The organism is Streptomyces sp. NPDC050433 (assembly GCF_044458565.1).
Taxonomy (GTDB): Bacteria; Actinomycetota; Actinomycetes; order Streptomycetales; family Streptomycetaceae; genus Streptomyces.
The window spans coordinates 114,146-132,408 of sequence record NZ_JBITIB010000024.1; the positions used below are offsets into that span (position 1 = coordinate 114,146).

Below are 18,263 nucleotides of genomic sequence, written 5' to 3' on the forward strand. Positions count from 1 at the left end.
GGAGAACAATGGCACCCCGCTCCCTTCCGGTCATCGAGATCTCCGGCTCACCGCGCGAGCGCGGCCGGCAGTACGGCGAGGCCGTACGTCCCCAACTGCACGCCGCGCTCGGCTACTACACGGAGGCCTTCGGCCAGTCCGCCGGACTCACCTGGGACCGCGTCACCGCACGTGCCGAGCGCTGGCTCGACCCCGTCGAGGCCTACGCCCCCGACCTCGTGGAGGAGATGCGCGGCATCGCCGACGGCGCGGGCGTGAGCCTGCTCGACGTCCTCGCGCTCAACGCCCGAGGCGAGGTCATCTACGACAGGTCCTTCGCCTCGATGAGCGAGAACGGCGCCCCCCTGACCGACGAGGAGGACCCCGCCGACGGCTGCACGTCCTTCGCCGCGTACGGCGCCGCCAGCGGCGACGGGCACGTCTACGCGGGCCAGAACTGGGACTGGCGCGCGGGCGTCGGCGACACCGTCGTCATGCTGCGGATCGTCCAGCCGCCCAAACCCACCCTGATCATGCAGGTGGAGGCCGGACAGGTCGGCCGCCAGGGCGCCAACTCGGCCGGGATCGCGCTCAACGCCAACGGCCTCGGCGGCCGGTTCGACGACACGGTGGGCCTGCTCCAGACCGTCGTACGCCGCGCCGTGCTCGACCAGCCCACCATCACCGACGCTCTCGACGTGCTCTGCCGCACCCGCGCCCACATCGCCAGCAACGCGCTGCTCACCTGCCGCGAGGGCTTCGCCATCGACCTGGAGACCACACCCGCCGGGCACGGCTGGCTCTACCCCACCGACGGCCTGCTCGTGCACGGCAACCACTACCAGGCGGGCGTCCCCGCCGCACTCGCCGCGGGCTACCGCCCCATGTCGTCCGACTCCCTCGTCCGCGTCCCGCGCGCCGAGGAAGGGCTGCGCCGACTGCGCGGCTCCACCGGGCCCGACGAGTCCCGCGAGCTGATCAAACAGGCGATGTCCGACCACCTCGGACTGCCCGAATCGCTCTGCACACACCCCGACCCGAGGCAGCCGCCGCTCCGGCACTGGACCACCCTCGTCTCCTCCTGTGTGGACCTGACCAGCGGCGATTACCACGCCACGGCTGGTACGCCCTGCGACCGGGACTACCAGCACCTGCCCTGGAACCTGTACGACGGTCCCTATGGAGACCGCCCGTACGACCCCGCGTACGACCCCGCTCACGAGAGCACCGAAGCCCACGCCCCGCACTCCGCGATGTCCACCACAGGAGCCCAGCGATGAGAAGCACCCGCACCACCGCCACGGCCGCCCTGGCCGTCGCGGTCCTGCTGACCGCCGCCGGCTGTAGCGGCGCCGACCAGAGCGGCACCGACGGCAAGACCGCCGACGCCGCCTCCCTCAAGCTGTCGGCGACCACGCCCGCCGCGAAGGGCGGCCTCACGCAGGCCAATTGGCTCCTGGAGGACGAGCCCGACTCCCTCGACCTCGACACCCAGGGCACCAGCGCGGGCCGCGTCGTCCTCACCAACGTCTGCGAACGGCTCTACCAGCTCCAGCCGGACATGTCGGTCAAGCCGCTGCTCGCCGAGAAGGCCGCGACCCCCGACGACCGCACGCTCGTCCTCACCGTCCGCGACGGCGTCACCTTCCACGACGGCACGGACATGACCGCCGACGACGTCCTCTACAGCCTGAAGCGGCACGCCGACCCGGACATGGAGCAGAGCGACGAGTTCACCAACGTCGCGGCCATGAAGAAGACCGGCGACCGCGAGATCACCGTCACCTTCAAGCAGCCCGACGCCCTCTTCACCAAGGCGCTCGCCGGCGACGCCGGCCTCGTCTGGAACCAGGAGCAGGTGGAGAAGTCCGGCGAGGACTTCGGCACACCCGGCCAGCCGGACGCCTGCTCGGGGCCGTACGAACTCGCGAGCTGGAGCTCCGGCGACTCGATCATCATCCACAGCTACGACGAGTACTGGGGCGAGAAGGCGCTCACCGAGAAGGTCGTCTTCCGCTGGGCCTCGGACAGCGCCCTCGTCAACGCCGTGACGACCGGCGCCGCCGACGGCGCGTACACCGAATCGCCCAACACAGCATCCGCCCTGCGCGGCAGGAAGGGCATCGACCAGCACTACGGCCCCTCCACCGCCTCCCTCGTCCTCATCCCGACCGAGCGCGGCGGACTGAAGAACGAGGCCGTCCGCCAGGCGCTGTCGCTCGCCCTCGACCGCGACGGCATCGCCAAGTCCGGTTACGGCGGCCTCGTCGAGCCGTGGGCGACACCCGTCGGCGCCGGGGCCTGGGGGTACGAGAAGCCCGCCTTCGAAGCCGCGCAGAAGGAGATCACGAACGCTCCCGACAGCCCGTCCGCCGACGATCTGACCCGCGCGAAGAAGCTGGTCGAGGAGTCGGGCGTGAACAAGGCCGAGCCGATCGTCATCGGCACCGACGCCAGCCAGGGACGGACGGTCGTCGCCAACGCGACCCGCTCCGCGCTCCAGCGGATCGGGCTCAAGGGGCAGATCAAGACCGTGCCCACGGCGCAGTTCGAGCAGTTCTACAGCGACCCGCAGGTCCGCTCCGAGATCGACCTGCTCGTCGGTGACTGGTACATCTCCAAGTCCGACCCGATCGGCTTCTACGACAACGGGCTCTCCGACTCCTCCAACAACTGGGTCGGCTTCAAGGACGCCGCGTACGACGCCCAGGTCAAGAAGGCCCTCGGCACCCTCGACGACGCCGAGCGCGCGAAGCTCGTGGTCGACGTCCAGCGCGCGTTCACCGACGCGGCCGTCTGGATCTCGGTCGCCCAGGTGCCGTCCGTGCTGGTGCTGAACGACAAGCTGACCGGGCCGCCCGCCTCCATGGCGTACCTGTACTACCCGTGGGCCGCCCAGCTGGGCACCAAGAGCGCCGACAGCGCCTCCGGCACCGGCATCGGGAAGGGCTGACCGCCATGCTCGCCCGGATTTCCAGGCGCCTCGCGGGCCTCCTCGCCACTCTCTTCGCCGCCTCGTTCGTGATCTTCGCGGCCGTGTACGCGGCACCCGGCGACCCGGCCGTCTTCCTGGCCGGCGGCCGGGACAAGCTGACCCCGGAGAAGCTCGAACTGGTCCGCCGGCAGTACAACTTGGACGAACCGCTCGCCGTGCAGTACGGCCGCTGGCTCTGGGACGGCGTCCATCTCGACCTCGGCCGCTCCTTCAAGTACAGCGACCAGGTGTCCGACCTGCTGGCCGCCCGGCTCCCCACCACGCTCTGGCTGGTGGCGTACGCGACCGTCCTGTTCGTCGTCATCGGCGTCGGCGCCGGTGTGCTCGCCGCCGTCCGGCGCGGCACATGGGTCGACTCGACGGTCGTCGGCGGTACGACGCTGGCCGCGTCCGTCCCGTCCTTCGTCTCCGCCATCGCGCTCGTCGCGCTGTTCGGCGTCCAGCTCGGCTGGTTCCCCGTCACCGGCGGCGGCGAGGGCCTCTCCGGCAGACTGCACCATCTGACCCTGCCCGCCGTCTCCCTGGCACTCGGCGCCCTCGCGCTGATCAGCCGGGTCACCCGGCAGGCGATGGTCGACGCGGGCGCCGCCGACCACGTGGAGGTGGCGCGCGCCTCGGGCCTGCCCGAACGCGACATCGTGCGCAGACATGTGCTGCGCAACGCGCTCGGCCCCATCGTCACCATGTGCGGGCTCGTCATGGCGGGCATGCTCGCCGGCACCGTCGTGGTGGAGACGGCCTTCGGCATCAGCGGCATCGGCTCGCTGCTCGTCGGCGCCATCAACACCCACGACTTCCCGGTCGCCCAGGCGGTCCTGCTGGTGATGGTCACCGGCTACATCGTGGTCACCACCCTCGTCGACCTCCTCCATCCGCTGCTCGACCCGCGAGTGAAGGAGCGTGCGGCATGACGGCGCTGACCCTCACCCCCGTCGGCGGGCCCCGGCCCCGCCACTCCCTGAGCGTCCGCGTCGCAGGCGGGTTCCTCGTCCTCGTCGTCCTGGCCGCCGTCCTGGCACCGCTCATCGCGCCGTACGCCCCCGACGCCATCGACCTTTCCGCGTCACTGGTCGGCACCTCGGGCGACCATCCGCTCGGCACCGACTCCTCGGGCCAGGACCTGCTCTCGCGGGTGCTGTACGGGGCGCGTACGAGCCTGATCGCGCCGGTCCTGCTGCTGGGCCTCGCGGCGCTGCTCGGCGTCACCCTCGGCACGCTCGCCGCCTGGCGCGGCGGCTGGGTGGACACGCTCGTCTCGCGGATCACGGACGTCATGTACGCGTTCCCCGGACTGCTGTTCACCGTCCTGATCATCGCGGTCTTCGGCGCCGGGATGACCACGTCCGTAGTGGCACTGGGCCTCGCCTACACGCCCACCGTCGCCAAATACACCCGGTCCGTGGCGCTCGCCGAGCGCCGCAAGCCGTACATCGACTCCTACCGGGTCCAGGGCATGGGCGGCGCGCGGATCTGCGCGCTGCACCTCGTGCCCAACCTGGGGCGCTCCATCGTGGGCTATCTCGTCGTGCTCTTCGGCGAGGCCCTGATGTCCCTGGCGACCCTGTCCTACCTCGGCTTCGGGGCCCAGCCCCCCAGCTCCGACTGGGGGTTGATGGTCCAGGAGGGCCAGGCCGCCGTCGTCCAGGGCGCGTTGCTCCCGGCGCTCGTGCCGGGCGTGGCCATTGCCCTCGTCGTGGTGTCCTTCAACGTCGTCGGGGTGCGGGCCGCCGACCGACTCGGCAGCGGGAGGTAACCGCATGCTCCTCGACATCGACCGACTCACCGTCCAACTCCCCGGCGCAGCCCGGCCCGTGCTCACCGACGTCACCCTGCGGGTGGCGAGCGGCGAAGTCGTGGGCCTGGTCGGCGAGTCGGGCTCCGGAAAGTCCACCACCGCCAACGCGGCGCTGCGCCTGCTGCCGGGCGACGCCACGGCCACCGGCCGGATCAGCGTCGACGGCACGGACGTACTGGCCCTCAGCGGCGACGCCCTGCGCGCCCACCGCTCCCGTACGGTCGCGATGGTCCACCAGGACCCGCGCTCGGCCCTCAACCCGGTGCGCCGCGTCGGCGACTTCCTGACCGAACGGCTCCGGGGCGCCGGCACCGACCCGCGCACCGCCCGCGCCCGCGCGGTCGAACTCCTCGGCGCCGTCGGCCTGTCCGAGCCGGAACGGCGGATACGGCAGCGCCCGCACGAACTGTCCGGCGGCATGCTCCAGCGCGTCGTCATCGCGGGCGCGCTCGCCACCGAACCGCGCCTGCTGCTCGCCGACGAGGCGACCAGCGCGCTGGACGTCACGACGCAGGCGGAGATCCTGGCGCTGCTGCGGTCGGTGCGGAGCATCGGCGACGGGCAGCCGCCGGGGATGCTGTTCATCACGCACGACCTCCAACTGGCCGCCGCCTACTGCGATCGCGTGTACGTCATGTACGCGGGCCGGGTCGTCGAGGAGGGGTCCGCCGGCGAACTGTTCGCCCGGCCCCGGCACCCGTACACGCGAGGGCTGCTCGACTGCTCGCCGACGCTGGAGACGGAGATACGCGAGATCCGCCCCATCCCCGGCCGGCCACCCTCGCTCGCCGACGCCTTCACCGGCTGCGAATTCGCCTCGCGCTGCCCGCTGGCGGAGGCCGCGTGCGAGACCTGGCGCCCGGAGCCGGTCGCGCTGGACAGCGGCGGTACGGCGGCCTGCCGCAGGCTGCCCGTCACGGAAGGAAGCGTGCGATGAAGGACCTCCAAGACGGGCACGCCCTGGCCGTGCAGGGGCTGCGCAAGGAGTACCCGATGCCCGGCGGCGGCCGGCTCACCGCGGCCGACGCGGTGGGCTTCACCGTCCCCGCGGGCGGCTCGCTGGGCATCGTGGGGGAGTCGGGCTCGGGCAAGACGACCGTCGCGCGGATGCTGGTGGGTCTCGTACGGCCCGACGCCGGCACCGTACGGGTCGCGGGCCGCGTCCGCGAGACCCGCACACCCCGAGGCAGGTCGGCCCGGCTGGCCAGGGCCAGGGAGATCCAGATGGTCTTCCAGGACCCGTACGTCTCGCTCGATCCCCGGCTGACGTCCCGTCAATGTCTCACCACCGCACTGCGGTTGCACGGTCGCGGCGACTCACTGGCCGACGGGCTGCTCGACCGTGTGGGGCTCGGCGCCCGCGAGGCCGGGGCCCGTCCGCACGGGATGTCCGGCGGTCAGCGGCAGCGGCTCGCGATCGCGCGGGCACTGGCCGTCGACCCGAAGGTGCTGGTGCTCGACGAGGCGGTGGCCGCGCTGGACGTGTCCATCCAGGCGCAGATCCTCCAACTGCTCGGCGAGATCCGCCGGGACACCGGTGTGGCGCTGGTCTTCGTGAGCCACGACCTGGCCGTGGTGCGGCACATCACGGACGAGGTGCTGGTGATGCGGCGCGGCACGGTGGTCGAACAGGGCCCGACGGACGGGGTGTTGGCGGCGCCGACCCATCCGTACACCCGGCGCCTGCTGGCGTCCGTGCCCAGGCCGGGCTGGGACCCGGCGGCGGTGGGGGCCTCGTAGACCGTAGAAGAAAGGCAGGAGCCCTGCTCCCCGCACTGGACAGGTGGGGACAGGGCTCCTTGATACTGCTTGTTTTTCCGTGCGCGATCTTCCGGCCCGGGCAACCAGGCCGCCCTGGCGACTAGGCCGGGGTTACGTTCTCCGCCTGCGGGCCCTTCGGGCCCTGGGTGACGTCGAAGTTCACGACCTGGTTCTCCTCAAGGGAGCGGAATCCGGTCGCGTTGATCGCGGAGTAGTGGACGAAGACATCCGGGCCGCCGCCGTCCTGGGCGATGAAGCCGAAGCCCTTTTCAGCGTTGAACCACTTGACGGTTCCGGTAGCCATAAGCCCTCCTTGGGCCAAAGGGTTGCCCTGCTCCAGAACCTGCAAACAAGTCTGAAAACTACAAAAGCCTGCGGGTCACATGCTCCGCAGGCTCTGTACTGCAAGGGAAACCAAACTGCAACTTGCGGCGAGCCTAGCACGGTGCTCACGGGCAGCGGTAGGGGGAAAGATCACCCAAAGATCACCTCACCCCAACGTTTGAAGTAGGCCCCGGACGGCGGGCGTGGCGGGTGTCCTGACGTGCGAAGGAGACGCGCCCGGGACCCCCACTCGGCACCCCCGCCCCGCCCCACGCGCCCCACAGGACTAGCCTCGCGGTGTGGACAGCTCTTCTGACAGCACAGCAGGCCCCGCGGCGGACGGCAGTGATCACCCCCGCGTCCGGCCGCGCGTCGGTCACATCCAGTTCCTGAACTGCCTCCCCCTTTACTGGGGCCTCGGCAGAACAGGCGCCCTCTTCGATCTTGAGCTGACGAAGGACACCCCGGAGAAGCTCAGTGAGCGCCTCGTGCGCGGAGATCTCGATATCGGCCCCGTCACCGTCGTCGAATTCCTCCGCAATGCCGAGGACCTCGTCGCATTCCCCGATCTCGCGGTCGGCTGCGACGGCCCCGTCATGTCCTGCCTGATCGTTTCGCAGGTGCCGCTCGACGAGCTGGACGGGGCGCGGGTGGCCCTCGGATCGACCTCACGGACCGCCGTACGCCTCGCGCAACTCCTGCTCGCCGAGCAGTACAAGGTCACGCCCGACTACTACACGTGCCCGCCCGACCTCGGAGTGATGATGCAGGAGGCGGACGCGGCCGTGCTCATCGGCGACGCCGCCCTGCGCGCCTCGCTGCACGACGCTCCGCGCCTCGGGCTCCAGGTCCACGACCTCGGGCAGATGTGGAAGGACTGGACGGGCCTGCCGTTCGTCTTCGCGGTGTGGGCGGCACGCAAGGACTACCTGGCGCGCGAGCCCGAGACGGTGCGTCTGGTGCACGAGGCGTTCCTCGCCTCCCGCGACGTGTCGCTGGAGGAGGTCACCAAGGTCGCCGAGCAGGCGGCGCGCTGGGAGACCTTCGACGCGGAGCTGCTGGAGCGGTACTTCACGACCCTCGACTTCCGCTTCGGGGCCGACCAGCTCGCGGGCGTACGGGAGTTCGCCCGGCGCACCGGACCGACGACCGGCTATCCCGCGGACCCACACGTCGAGTTGCTTCCTTCCTGAGAAGGTGGGAGCGGCAAGGACGGGAACGGGGAGGGGACGGGTATGCAGCCGCTCGACGCGGACGGGCCTCGCACCATCGGCGCGTACCGGCTGCTGGGCAGACTCGGTGCCGGCGGTATGGGCCGGGTCTATCTGGCCAGGTCGGAGGGTGGCCGTACGGTCGCCGTGAAGGTCATCCATCCGCATTTCGCGCTGGACGAGGAGTTCCGGGCCCGCTTCCGCCGCGAGGTGGCGGCGGCCCGCCGGGTCGGCGGCGCCTGGACGGCCCCGGTGCTCGACGCCGACCCGGAGGCCGCCACCCCGTGGGTCGCCACCGGCTATGTGGCGGGCCCCTCACTGACGCAGGCGGTCGCCACCTACGGCCCGCTGCCGCCGGAGGCGGTACGGGCACTGGGAGCAGGGCTCGCCGAGGCGCTGGGCGCCGTCCACGAACTGGGCCTCGTCCACCGCGACGTCAAACCGTCGAACGTCCTGCTCGCCCTCGACGGGCCCCGGCTCATCGACTTCGGCATAGCGCGCGCCACGGACGGCACCGCCTCGCTCACCTCCACCGGCGTCTCCGTCGGCTCGCCCGGCTACATGGCACCCGAGCAGATACTCGGCAAGGGCGTCACGGGCGCGGCCGACGTCTTCTCGCTGGGCGCGGTCCTCGCGTACGCCACCGCCGGAGTCAGCCCCTTCCCCGGCGACTCGTCCGCGGCCCTGCTCTACAAGGTCGTCCACGAGGAGCCCGAACTGGGCGCGCTGGACGGCGAGATGAAGGACCTGGTCGCGCACTGTCTGGCCAAGGACCCGGCCGCGCGCCCCACCCCGGCGGAGGTCGCCGCCCGGCTCGCGCCCGCGCCCGGCGGGGCCGCCGCCCTGGTGGACGCGGGCTGGCTGCCCGACCCGCTGGTACGGGAGGTCAGCCGGGCGGCCGTACAACTCCTGGACCTGGAGGCGGCGCAGCCCGTACAGCCCGCCCCCGGACAGGAGGCGCAGCCCGTACAGCCCGTGCACTGGCCCACGCCCCCGCAGCCCGACACGCCCCCGCCGACGGCCGGTTCGTTCGGGGCCGCGCAGCCGCTCGGTGAGTTCGGGGCGCCGACGTACCCGGACGCCCAGGCGCACCCGACCGGCCCGCCCGCACCATCCCGTACGCCCGACCCCCGCACCCAGGACACCGCCGACCCCCGGATGTCCCTCTCCCTCACCGCCGGCCGCGCCGGCCCCCGCCGCCGCAGGGTGAGCTGCACCGTCGCCCTCGCCGTGGCGGGAGCGCTGGCCGCCGTCACGCTGGGCGGGACGCTGCTCGTGGACCAGTTCTCGGACAACAAGTCCTCCGACTCGGCCGACCAGGGTCCGGCGGGCGGCAGCCCCAGCACGGCGGCCACGCCCGACAACCCCACCGGCGCTCACCCGGCCGTGCCCAAGGAGTTCGTCGGCACCTGGAGCGGTCCGACGACCGAGCGCAGCGGGCTGCCGCACGGCGACTACACCGTGGAGATCACCGAGGGCGAGAAGGGCGACAAGGTGCTCCGCTCGACCAGCGCCCTCTCGGTCCTCGGCGTGGAGGCCAAGTGCTACGGCGTGGGCACGCTCGTGTCGGCCACCCCGAAGGAGATCCGGATCGAGGAGTCGACCGATCCCGACCGGCCCGGCAAGGCGGGGATGTGCACGTCCACGGAGGCGGCCGCGCTGACCTTCACGCTCACCGACGGCGGTGATCTGCGGTTCGTCTCGAAGGAGGAGGCGGCGGGCAACCCGACCGGGACCCTGAAGAAGCGGTAGCCGGCGGAGGCGCAGCCGGTCGGCCGTGACCCCTGGCGTACGCTGGATCGGTCCGTAGATCCACTGATACACCGCCGAAAGGTGACGCCCCGGTGACCGAGAAGGCCGACCAGCAGTCTGTCCTCGACCGCGCTGCCGAGGGTGGCCGGATCACCCCCGAAGAGGCGCTGGACCTCTACCGTTCGGCCCCCCTCCACGCGCTCGGCTCGGCCGCCGACCGGGCGCGCCGCCGCCGGTACGCCGGTACGGAGCACATCGCCACGTACATCATCGAGCGGAACATCAACTACACGAACGTCTGCGTGACGGCGTGCAAGTTCTGCGCCTTCTACGCGGCCCCCAAGGACTCCGACAAGGGCTGGACCCGCGACCTCGACGACATCCTGCGCCGCTGCGCGGAGACCGTCGAACTCGGCGGCACCCAGATCATGTTCCAGGGCGGCCACCACCCCGACTTCGGTGTGGAGTACTACGAGAAGCACTTCGGCGCCATCAAGGCCGCGTTCCCGCAGCTGGTCATCCACTCCCTCGGCGCGTCCGAGGTCGAGCACATGGCCCGTCTCTCGGACGTCTCCGTGGAGGAGGCGATCAGCCGGATCCACGCGGCGGGCCTCGACTCGTTCGCGGGCGCCGGCGCCGAACTGCTGCCGGCCCGGCCGCGTACGGCGATCGCGCCGCTCAAGGAGTCCGGCGAGCGGTGGCTGGAGATCATGGAGACCGCGCACGGTCTCGGAGTCGAGTCGACGTCCACGATGCTCATGGGCACCGGCGAGACGAACGCGGAGCGGATCGAGCATCTGCGGATGATCCGCGACGTCCAGGACCGGACGGGCGGCTTCCGGGCCTTCATCCCGTACACCTACCAGCCGGAGAACAACAAGCTGAAGGGGCAGACGCAGGCGACGATCTTCGAGTACCTGCGGATGATCGCCATCGCCCGTCTCTTCCTCGACAACGTCGCCCACATCCAGGGCTCCTGGCTGACCACGGGCAAGGAGGCCGGCCAACTCTCCCTGCACTACGGGGCGGACGACCTCGGCTCGATCATGCTGGAGGAGAACGTCGTCTCGTCGGCGGGCGCCAAACACCGCTCCAACCGGATGGAGATCATCGACCTGATCCGCAAGTCGGGCCGGGTGCCGGCGCAGCGCACCACGACGTACGAGCACATCGTCGTGCACGACGACCCGGCGGACGACCCGGTCGACGAGCGCGTCGTCTCGCACATCTCCTCCACGGCGATCGAGGGCGGCACGGCGCACCCCGAGCTCAAGCTGCTCAACGCCAACTGAGCGGATGCCACTGACGATTCACCGGGCGGACCTGCTGCTGCCCGGTGCCGGGCGCGCGCCCCTGCCCGGCGGCGCCGTCCTGGTCGCGGGGGACGCGATCGGGGCCGTCGGCCCGTACGAGGAACTGGCCGCCGCGCACCCCGCCGCCCGGGTCAGACAGTGGCCGGGCGTCCTCACACCGGGTCTGTGCAATCCGTACGGCCCCGAACTGCTGGAGCGGGCCTACCACCCCGACCCGCGCGAGGCCGACGAGCTGGGGACCGAACCGCTCACCGGCGCCGCGCTCGCCGCGCTGGAGATGACGGAGACCCGGTGGGGCGCGAGCGCGCGGCGCGGAGTGCGGCGGCTCCTGGCGCACGGGACCGTCGCGGTCGCCGGGCCCCTGCGGCGTGAGGCGGTGGCGGACGCGGTGGCGCGCTCGTCGCTGTGCAGGCGGGAGCGGTTCGGCGATCCGCCCGGCCCGCCGACGCTGGACCCCCTCGCGGGCGGGCGGCCGGTCGAGGAGGCCTTCGTGCCGCCGACGCTGGACTTCGCGGGCCGCCAGGCCGACTTCGCCGTCTTCGCCGTCGACGGCCCGGCCGACGGCGATCCGTACGCCGCGCTGGCGCGGGCGGGCGCGGTCAGCTGCGTCGCGACCGTCCTCGGCGGCCGGCTCGTCCACCGGCGGGCGTGAGGCAGGCGCGCCGCGTCGTGGACCGCCTGCGAGAATGGCCGGCGTACCGCGGTGGACCGCGGTGGACGGCACAGAGATAACCGAGACAAGTCAGGCGGAACGCCAGTGACCCGCGCCTCCCTGGACAAGCAGCCGCACGAAGTCGCCTCGATGTTCGACGACGTGGCGGCGAAGTACGACCTCACCAACGACGTGCTCTCCATGGGCCAGGCGCGGCTCTGGCGCAAGGAGGTCGCGCGGGCGGTGAACGCCCGGCCCGCGCAGAAGATCCTCGACCTCGCCGCGGGCACCGCCACCTCCTCGATGCCCTTCGCCGCCACCGGCGCCTACGTCGTGCCGTGCGACTTCTCGCTCGGCATGCTCCGCGAGGGCAAGAAGCGCCACCCCTGGCTGCCGCAGACCGCGGGCGACGCGACGAAGCTGCCCTTCCGGGACGGCGTCTTCGACTCCGTCACGATCTCCTTCGGCCTGCGCAACGTCCATGACACGGACGCCGCGCTGCGTGAGCTGTACCGGGTGACCAAGCCCGGCGGGCAGGTCGTGATCTGCGAGTTCTCCCAGCCGACATGGGCCCCCTTCAGGACCGTCTACACGGAGTACCTGATGCGCGCGCTCCCGCCGGCGGCGCGCACCGTGTCCTCCAACCCGGACGCGTACGTCTACCTCGCCGAATCCATCCGCGCCTGGCCCGACCAGCCCGCGCTCGCCGGTCTGCTCCAGAAGGCCGGCTGGTCGAAGGTCGCGTGGCGGAATCTGACCGGCGGGATCGTGGCACTGCACCGGGGCGTCAAGGCGGCCGAAGCCTGAGCGGCGTCAAGCCCGCTCAAGCCTGAGCCGGAAGCGGTACGCCTTCCGCTTCCCCACCGGCGTCATGAACGTCTCCTCCAACTCCATCCCGAGCCGCCGGGCCACGGCGACCGAGCGGTCGTTGCGGGCGTCGACCATCGCCACGACGGTGGGGACGCCCGCCGCCCGTACCCGCTCCAGCGTCGTGTGCGCGGCGGCCGTCACATACCCCTTGCCCCAGTACGCGCGCCCGAGGCGCCACCCGATCTCGATCTCACCGACCGGCCCGAACGACGTGTGCGGCCACGGCTGCGCGCCGGTGAAGCCGATGACCTCGTCGTTCTCGTCGAGCATCGTCCAGAGGCAGAAGCCGCGCTCGGCGGCGTGCCCGCGCTGCCGGGCGGTGAACTCCTCGTACTCGGCGAGCGGCGCCGGTCCGCCGTGGAACTCCATGACGTCCGGATCGTCGAAGACCCGGTGCCAGTTTCCCGCGTCCTCCTCGGTCGGAACACGCAGCCGCACGACGGGGACCGGTCGGGTGATGTCGTTCACGGGGGCAGCCCTTCAACTCGTCGATCAATACGCCCCCCTAGACTGCACCTGTCCAGTGCCGAACTGTCCACCGTCGTCGGTACGCCACGATGGGACCCGCCAGCCGAGTCCCACGAGTCTTCGGGAGATCCCGCTGTGACCGAGCCCCTCTCCGAACACACCGCGGACGTGATCGTCGTCGGGGCCGGCCCGGCCGGCTCCACCACGGCGTACCACCTCGCCAGGTCGGGCCTGGACGTCCTGCTGCTGGAGAAGACCGCGTTCCCGCGCGAGAAGGTGTGCGGTGACGGGCTCACCCCGCGCGCCACCAAGCAGTTGGTGGGGATGGGCATCGACATCTCCGAAGAGGCCGGCTGGCTCCGCAACAAGGGCCTGCGGATCATCGGCGGCGGTGTACGGCTCCAGCTCGACTGGCCCGACCTGGCCAGCTACCCGGACTACGGACTCGTACGCAAGCGGGACGACTTCGACGAGCAACTGGCCCGGCAGGCGCAGAAGGCCGGGGCGCGGCTGCATGAGCGCTGCAACGTCGGTGCGCCGATCATCGACCCGCGCACCGGGCGTATCACCGGTGTCAACGCCAAGCTGGGCGAGGAGAAGACGCCCGTCACCTTCCACGCCCCGCTCGTCGTCGCCGCCGACGGCAACTCCACGCGGCTGTCGCTCGCGATGGGGCTGCACCGGCGCGAGGACCGGCCGATGGGCGTCGCCGTCCGTACGTACTTCACCTCGCCCCGGCACGACGACGACTATCTGGAGTCCTGGCTGGAGCTGTGGGACCGGCGTGGTCCGCAGGACCGGCTGCTGCCCGGCTACGGCTGGATCTTCGGCATGGGCGACGGCACCTCCAACGTCGGCCTGGGCATTCTCAATTCGTCGTCCGCGTTCAAGGAGCTGGACTGGCGCGAGGTGCTCAAGGCGTGGTGCGCGTCGATGCCGGAGGACTGGGGCTACACGCCGGACAACATGACCATGCCGATCCGCGGCGCCGCGCTGCCGATGGCGTTCAACCGCAAGCCGCACTACACCAAGGGCCTGGTGCTGGTCGGTGACGCGGGCGGGCTGGTGAACCCGTTCAACGGCGAGGGCATCGCGTACGCCATGGAGTCCGGCCAGATCGCCGCGGACGTCATCGTGCAGGCGCAGTCCCGGCAGACGCCGGGGCAGCGCGAGATGGCCCTCCAGCGCTATCCGCAGGTCCTCAAGGACACCTACGGCGGCTACTACACGCTGGGCCGCGCCTTCGTGAAGCTGATCGGCAACCCGAAGGTCATGAAGATCGCGACGGAGCGGGGGCTGACGCACCCGCTGCTGATGAAGTTCACGCTGAAGATGCTGGCGAACCTGACCGACCCGTCGGGCGGTGACGCCATGGACCGCGTCATCAACGGGCTGAGCAAGGTCGCGCCGAGTTCGTGATCATTCAAGCGCGGGGGCTGGCACGTTGCCGACCTCGGCTACGGGTCATCTACGGCGCAAGGTCGTTGTGCTGTAGATGAGTGTCCTATGCGTCAAGAATCGTCGACTGCCCCGTGCGCCAATGCGAGCAGGGCTCTGGCGGACATGCAACCGCCCGCCGAGCTGTGGAAGCGTGGCGGGCGGAGCGGTAGGGCGGTTCAGCGGCTGAGGGAGCGTTCGGCAACGCGGTCGAGGCGTTCGGCGAACTGCTCTGCGTCGCGGGGCGGGTTCGAAGCGTCACCCCTGAGCCCCTCGCGGGAACCGTGGGTCTCTCAATAACTGCGTGAAGTTAAAGATGTGAACTGTGTCACGTTCATGCGGTGTGACCATGCCGTACCTCCTGTGGCCCACGTTCACCCCTCGAGGACTGCCTCCTTTGATTCGTGCGCCAATCGGCCTCGCCGGTTTGGATCAGATGGCGACGCGCCACTTGCAGACCTTCGAATCGCGTGGGCGAATGGCGGACAGTGGCAGACATTGACATGTGAGGCGACTCCTCGGCCTTCGAATCTCAGGATCGGGGCCGGATCTGGGGCCGGATCGCGCGAGTAGGCTGTGAACGTCGGAGCCCCGCCGAACCCCATCGCTTCGTCGGCTGAGGAGGGTTAGGCGGGGCCACGTATCCACGCATGATGGAGGACACATGTCCCATCCTACGGGCGACGCCCTCGAACCGCACCGGTCGGGCGACGCCCTCGAACCGCATCGATCCTGGCGCCGTTTCGTGAACGTTCTGCTGCGGCGAGCGGCCCTTGGTGCCGCCTATGCGGCCGGCGGCTTGATCATCACCGTCGGCGGAGAGTGGGTCATCTCCCGAATGATGTGAGATGCAGGTCAGGGGGGCCTGGGGGCAAGGCTTCGGCCTCGGCGCCGCTACGAAGCGGTGCCGAGGCCGTGGGTGTCTCCGACCGGGATGGATGCGAAGGCTGATGACGTCGAGTCGGCTGTTGATTTCGCCTTCACTGTGACGCCGGTCGCCGCCCGTGCGGGAGGTGGTCAACGGTGCCGCCTGGCGGGGGGTCGGTGGGCGGAAGTCTGCTGACGATCATCAGGCGAGCGCCATGCGAAGAGTTCGACTTCCAGGGTTGATGTGCACGCCGTGAATCGTGGTCGGGCCTACGTCGATACCGCGCGTTGCCATGTCGAGTGCCCAGCGTCGTTCTGCGTGCGATGCGCTCGGGGTTTTCGGCGCGCTTACTGGGCGGTGCGGTCACGTAGGAGCGTACAAGGCTGATGTCTTCACCGCGAAGGGTGCGGCAGCGGTTCTGGACGTGCGGGGGAGGGCTTCGGACGCGTACCGGGGCTCCGGGGGCTGGTCCGGACGGTGGGCGGCGCTGTGTCGCCCAGCGGTGGGCCGGCCGCTACCGATCGCTGGGCGAGGCGGGCATGGCCGACCGCTCCAGCCGCCCGCACCCGCCCGCGCCGGACCTCGACCCGCACTGCACGCCGGATCATCAAGGCCCGAGTGCTGCGCCGGTGGGGACCGGCCCGCATCGCGGGCCTGCTGCGGCTGAACCCGGCCACGGTGCACTTTTGATCCGCTTTGGCCTGGCCCGGCTCACGCACCTGGACGGGCCACCGGCCGGGTGATCCGCTGCTACGAGCGCGAGCGCCCGGGCGAGCTGGTGCTGGATCGACTCGTGGAACGAAGATCTCAAACCGTTCGTCTGGACGAAGACCGCCGACCAGATCCTCGACTCGCTGGCCACATACTGCCCACGAATTACCGACTCAGGACACTAGAGGATCGTGTGTCGGACCTGCGCGGCAATCAACGCCTGTACCTCGCGGCTGACTTGGGGCAGCACCGATTCGAGGTACTTCGCTGCGCGCTGTGGCCCCAGGTGTGCCGCGCGTTCAGGTCCCCATGGACGCGCACGGCATACGGGGTGTCGTAGGAGACGGTGAGCTGCTGCTTGTCCACCGATGCGGCGCCGGATCGTTCGAGAGTGCCCTCGGCGACCGGCGCGCGTTGCATTGAGGCGGTGAGGGTGTGCTCGGCGCCGAGCAACAGACCGCGCGCGGCGGCCTCGCGCATGACGGCGGTTACGGCCTACCGTGCCGGACGACGTGGGCGCGCTGCGGACTCATTCGCAACTCACCTCCGTACTTGCGGGCACGGGCAGCCCCGGCGCGGTATGGGGGGGCGACGGCGAGTGCGGTCGTGGTGCGCCCGCTGGCAGCGTGATCAGCGGGCGGAAACCAGCTCGTCGAGCTCGGCCTGCGCGTGCTGCGCGGCCTCGGTAGCACGCTGCTCGGATGCCGGCTCGACCGTGGGCGCGGGGGCTGGCATCGAGGGAGAGGTCGGCGTGGGTGGGGCCAGGGCGTAGAGGCCGGGGGCGGCTTCGGGTTGGGTTCAGATATGCGTGATCCTTCGGGCTGTATGGGGCACAGGGAAAGGGGCCCGCCGAGGCGGACCCCTGAGGGTGCGGTTACGTGTGGTCAGCAGTCGCGGCCGGAAACCTTGCCGTAGTGGCCAATCCGGAACCATGAGCTGGCGCACTCACCATGTTCTCGGCGGACGGTAGCCCGCGGGAGAGCTGCTCTGCCAGAATGCTTTCATTCAGCAAGTCCGGTGTGCCACAAGTTGTGCCTACGCCTGGCGACATCCATCAGATTGGAGCGTAGTGCGGCGCGGCCCGCACCGCGTTCCTTCATCGCGTGGCAGTTGGGGCACAGGGCGACCATCTGAGCTGGGTGGTCACGGCCGCCCTCGGCGATACGCTCCACGTGGTCGACCTCCAGAATCGCCTGACCGTCGTCGGTGAGGTCGCCTGGCTGGCCACCACAAGCAGGGTTCTCGCAGCGGCCCTGGGAACGCATCAGCACGGCTCGGCGAGCGTCTTGGAGACGGACCGGGTCACCGCTGACCCGTTCACGGCGGCGGCCGTAGGTGTCCGCCTCGCGTCGCTCCACTTTCCGGACGAGGGTGCGATACGCGGTTGCGGCTGAGTCTTCGTCCGAAGGCATGGCCAAGGCTGCTGGTGTCTCGTCAGCCAGGGCTCCATTGGGCTGTGTACGGAAACGTTCGCACTTCTGGTGCCGACTGCGGCCGACTTCCAGCAGCGGCAGGTGGCATACGGGGCACTGAGGTGCCTCCACGTGCTGTACCTGTCCTGGTGTTGGTAGGGGCGCTTGCGGCTTGTTCTGGGCATCGGCTGCTGTCGTGCGCCGGAGAACTTCTGCCGGTTCAGGCTTGTGGGGCGTTGCCGGTGTCAGGGGGATGGGCCAGTCAATCTTTGGCGGCTCCTCCGCCTTCGACGGGGCCACGCGCCCTGAGCCGTGCTGCACTGACGCGGATTTGCCGGACTTTGCCTCGGCCGCCTTCTTGTCAGCCTCCCTCTTATGAAGTAGCTGCGCAATCTCCCAGTCGACTCTGACCATGCGTCGACGCATGCGCGCGGCGGCCTTGGCGTTGCCCAGATTGATGTTGAGCATGATGCCTGCTCTGGCACTTCGGCGCTGCATGAACAGATGCTCAAGACGTTTGTCAGCCACGATATCTTCTCCCTGGCAGGCGGCAGGGCCGTCAACCATGTTGCTACAGACACATGGTGTTGCACTCCATCTGCCACCAACGAGGCAGGTGGCGGCTAGATGAATGAGTCCAAGGGTTCGCCTGCGGACATGGCGCGAGGGCGCCCATGGTCAGTGTGTGAAGACAGACCTGGACACCCTCGCAACG

At 70.5% G+C, this 18,263-nt stretch carries 16 protein-coding genes and 2 pseudogenes; 15 read left to right on the top strand and 3 right to left on the bottom strand.

Annotation, left to right across the window (positions count from 1 at the left end; all coding sequences use genetic code 11):
* Nucleotides 1-8: 8 nt before the first annotated feature.
* The 6 genes from ACIBLA_RS27070 to ACIBLA_RS27095 are packed head-to-tail and all read left to right on the top strand — an operon-like array spanning nt 9 to nt 6,509.
* Entirely contained in the window at nt 9-1,259 is a 1,251-nt protein-coding gene (locus ACIBLA_RS27070) for a C45 family autoproteolytic acyltransferase/hydolase (RefSeq protein WP_399200130.1), read from the top strand.
* The gene (locus tag ACIBLA_RS27075; protein WP_399200131.1) at nt 1,256-2,932 is read left to right on the top strand and encodes an ABC transporter substrate-binding protein; all 1,677 of its coding nucleotides are present in this window, start codon (nt 1,256-1,258) and stop codon (nt 2,930-2,932) included. The genes ACIBLA_RS27070 and ACIBLA_RS27075 overlap by 4 nt, the downstream gene beginning before the upstream one ends.
* 5 nt (nt 2,933-2,937) lie before the next feature.
* Nucleotides 2,938-3,885, top strand: a complete 948-nt coding sequence (locus ACIBLA_RS27080) for an ABC transporter permease (RefSeq protein WP_399200132.1) — start codon at nt 2,938-2,940, stop codon at nt 3,883-3,885.
* Nucleotides 3,882-4,727 (top strand): ABC transporter permease, encoded by an 846-nt coding sequence (locus tag ACIBLA_RS27085; RefSeq protein WP_363245909.1) that lies wholly within the window; start codon nt 3,882-3,884, stop codon nt 4,725-4,727. The genes ACIBLA_RS27080 and ACIBLA_RS27085 overlap by 4 nt, the downstream gene beginning before the upstream one ends.
* 4 nt (nt 4,728-4,731) lie before the next feature.
* Nucleotides 4,732-5,706: an ABC transporter ATP-binding protein gene (locus ACIBLA_RS27090; RefSeq protein WP_363245910.1), complete on the top strand. Its 975-nt coding sequence runs from the start codon at nt 4,732-4,734 to the stop codon at nt 5,704-5,706.
* Nucleotides 5,703-6,509 (top strand): ABC transporter ATP-binding protein, encoded by an 807-nt coding sequence (locus ACIBLA_RS27095; RefSeq protein WP_399200134.1) that lies wholly within the window; start codon nt 5,703-5,705, stop codon nt 6,507-6,509. Before ACIBLA_RS27090 ends, ACIBLA_RS27095 begins: the two co-directional genes overlap by 4 nt.
* 121 nt (nt 6,510-6,630) lie before the next feature.
* Here the strand turns inward: ACIBLA_RS27095 and ACIBLA_RS27100 are convergent, their stop codons facing one another.
* Nucleotides 6,631-6,834, bottom strand: a complete 204-nt coding sequence (locus ACIBLA_RS27100; RefSeq protein ID WP_017948713.1) for a cold-shock protein — start codon at nt 6,832-6,834, stop codon at nt 6,631-6,633.
* Nucleotides 6,835-7,153: 319 nt separating this feature from the next.
* Between ACIBLA_RS27100 and ACIBLA_RS27105 the strand changes: the two genes are divergently transcribed.
* The 5 genes from ACIBLA_RS27105 to ACIBLA_RS27125 all read left to right on the top strand — a co-directional run bounded on the left by ACIBLA_RS27105 (nt 7,154) and on the right by ACIBLA_RS27125 (nt 12,589).
* Nucleotides 7,154-8,047, top strand: coding sequence for a menaquinone biosynthetic enzyme MqnA/MqnD family protein (locus tag ACIBLA_RS27105; RefSeq protein ID WP_399200135.1), 894 nt, complete (start codon nt 7,154-7,156; stop codon nt 8,045-8,047).
* Nucleotides 8,048-8,089: 42 nt separating this feature from the next.
* Nucleotides 8,090-9,817: a serine/threonine-protein kinase gene (locus tag ACIBLA_RS27110; protein WP_399200136.1), complete on the top strand. Its 1,728-nt coding sequence runs from the start codon at nt 8,090-8,092 to the stop codon at nt 9,815-9,817.
* Between the two features lie 92 nt (nt 9,818-9,909).
* Nucleotides 9,910-11,109 (top strand): cyclic dehypoxanthinyl futalosine synthase, encoded by a 1,200-nt coding sequence (mqnC, locus tag ACIBLA_RS27115; protein WP_399200137.1) that lies wholly within the window; start codon nt 9,910-9,912, stop codon nt 11,107-11,109.
* A 4-nt stretch (nt 11,110-11,113) separates the two neighbouring features.
* On the top strand, nt 11,114-11,782 hold the full coding sequence (locus ACIBLA_RS27120; protein ID WP_363245914.1) for an imidazolonepropionase-like domain-containing protein: 669 nt from the start codon (nt 11,114-11,116) through the stop codon (nt 11,780-11,782).
* A gap of 105 nt (nt 11,783-11,887) precedes the next feature.
* Entirely contained in the window at nt 11,888-12,589 is a 702-nt protein-coding gene (locus tag ACIBLA_RS27125; RefSeq protein WP_399200138.1) for a demethylmenaquinone methyltransferase, read from the top strand.
* Nucleotides 12,590-12,595: 6 nt separating this feature from the next.
* Here the strand turns inward: ACIBLA_RS27125 and ACIBLA_RS27130 are convergent, their stop codons facing one another.
* On the bottom strand, nt 12,596-13,111 hold the full coding sequence (locus ACIBLA_RS27130) for a GNAT family N-acetyltransferase (protein ID WP_363245939.1): 516 nt from the start codon (nt 13,109-13,111) through the stop codon (nt 12,596-12,598).
* A 144-nt stretch (nt 13,112-13,255) separates the two neighbouring features.
* On the opposite strand from ACIBLA_RS27130, the gene ACIBLA_RS27135 reads away from it, so the two are divergent.
* The 4 genes and pseudogenes from ACIBLA_RS27135 to ACIBLA_RS27150 all read left to right on the top strand — a co-directional run.
* Nucleotides 13,256-14,539 carry a geranylgeranyl reductase family protein gene (locus tag ACIBLA_RS27135; RefSeq protein ID WP_399200139.1) on the top strand — a complete coding sequence of 428 codons (1,284 nt, stop codon included), beginning with the start codon at nt 13,256-13,258 and terminating at the stop codon, nt 14,537-14,539.
* 682 nt (nt 14,540-15,221) lie between these two features.
* Complete coding sequence (locus ACIBLA_RS27140; protein ID WP_399200140.1) at nt 15,222-15,404, top strand: hypothetical protein; 183 nt, start codon at nt 15,222-15,224, stop codon at nt 15,402-15,404.
* 515 nt (nt 15,405-15,919) lie between these two features.
* Nucleotides 15,920-16,206, top strand: a pseudogene (locus ACIBLA_RS27145) (helix-turn-helix domain-containing protein); the annotation flags it as partial.
* Between the two features lies 1 nt (nt 16,207).
* Nucleotides 16,208-16,321: pseudogene (locus ACIBLA_RS27150) on the top strand (IS630 family transposase); the annotation flags it as partial.
* Between the two features lie 816 nt (nt 16,322-17,137).
* Here the strand turns inward: ACIBLA_RS27150 and ACIBLA_RS27155 are convergent.
* Nucleotides 17,138-18,076, bottom strand: a complete 939-nt coding sequence (locus tag ACIBLA_RS27155) for an HNH endonuclease (protein ID WP_399200141.1) — start codon at nt 18,074-18,076, stop codon at nt 17,138-17,140.
* Nucleotides 18,077-18,263 lie beyond the last annotated feature (187 nt).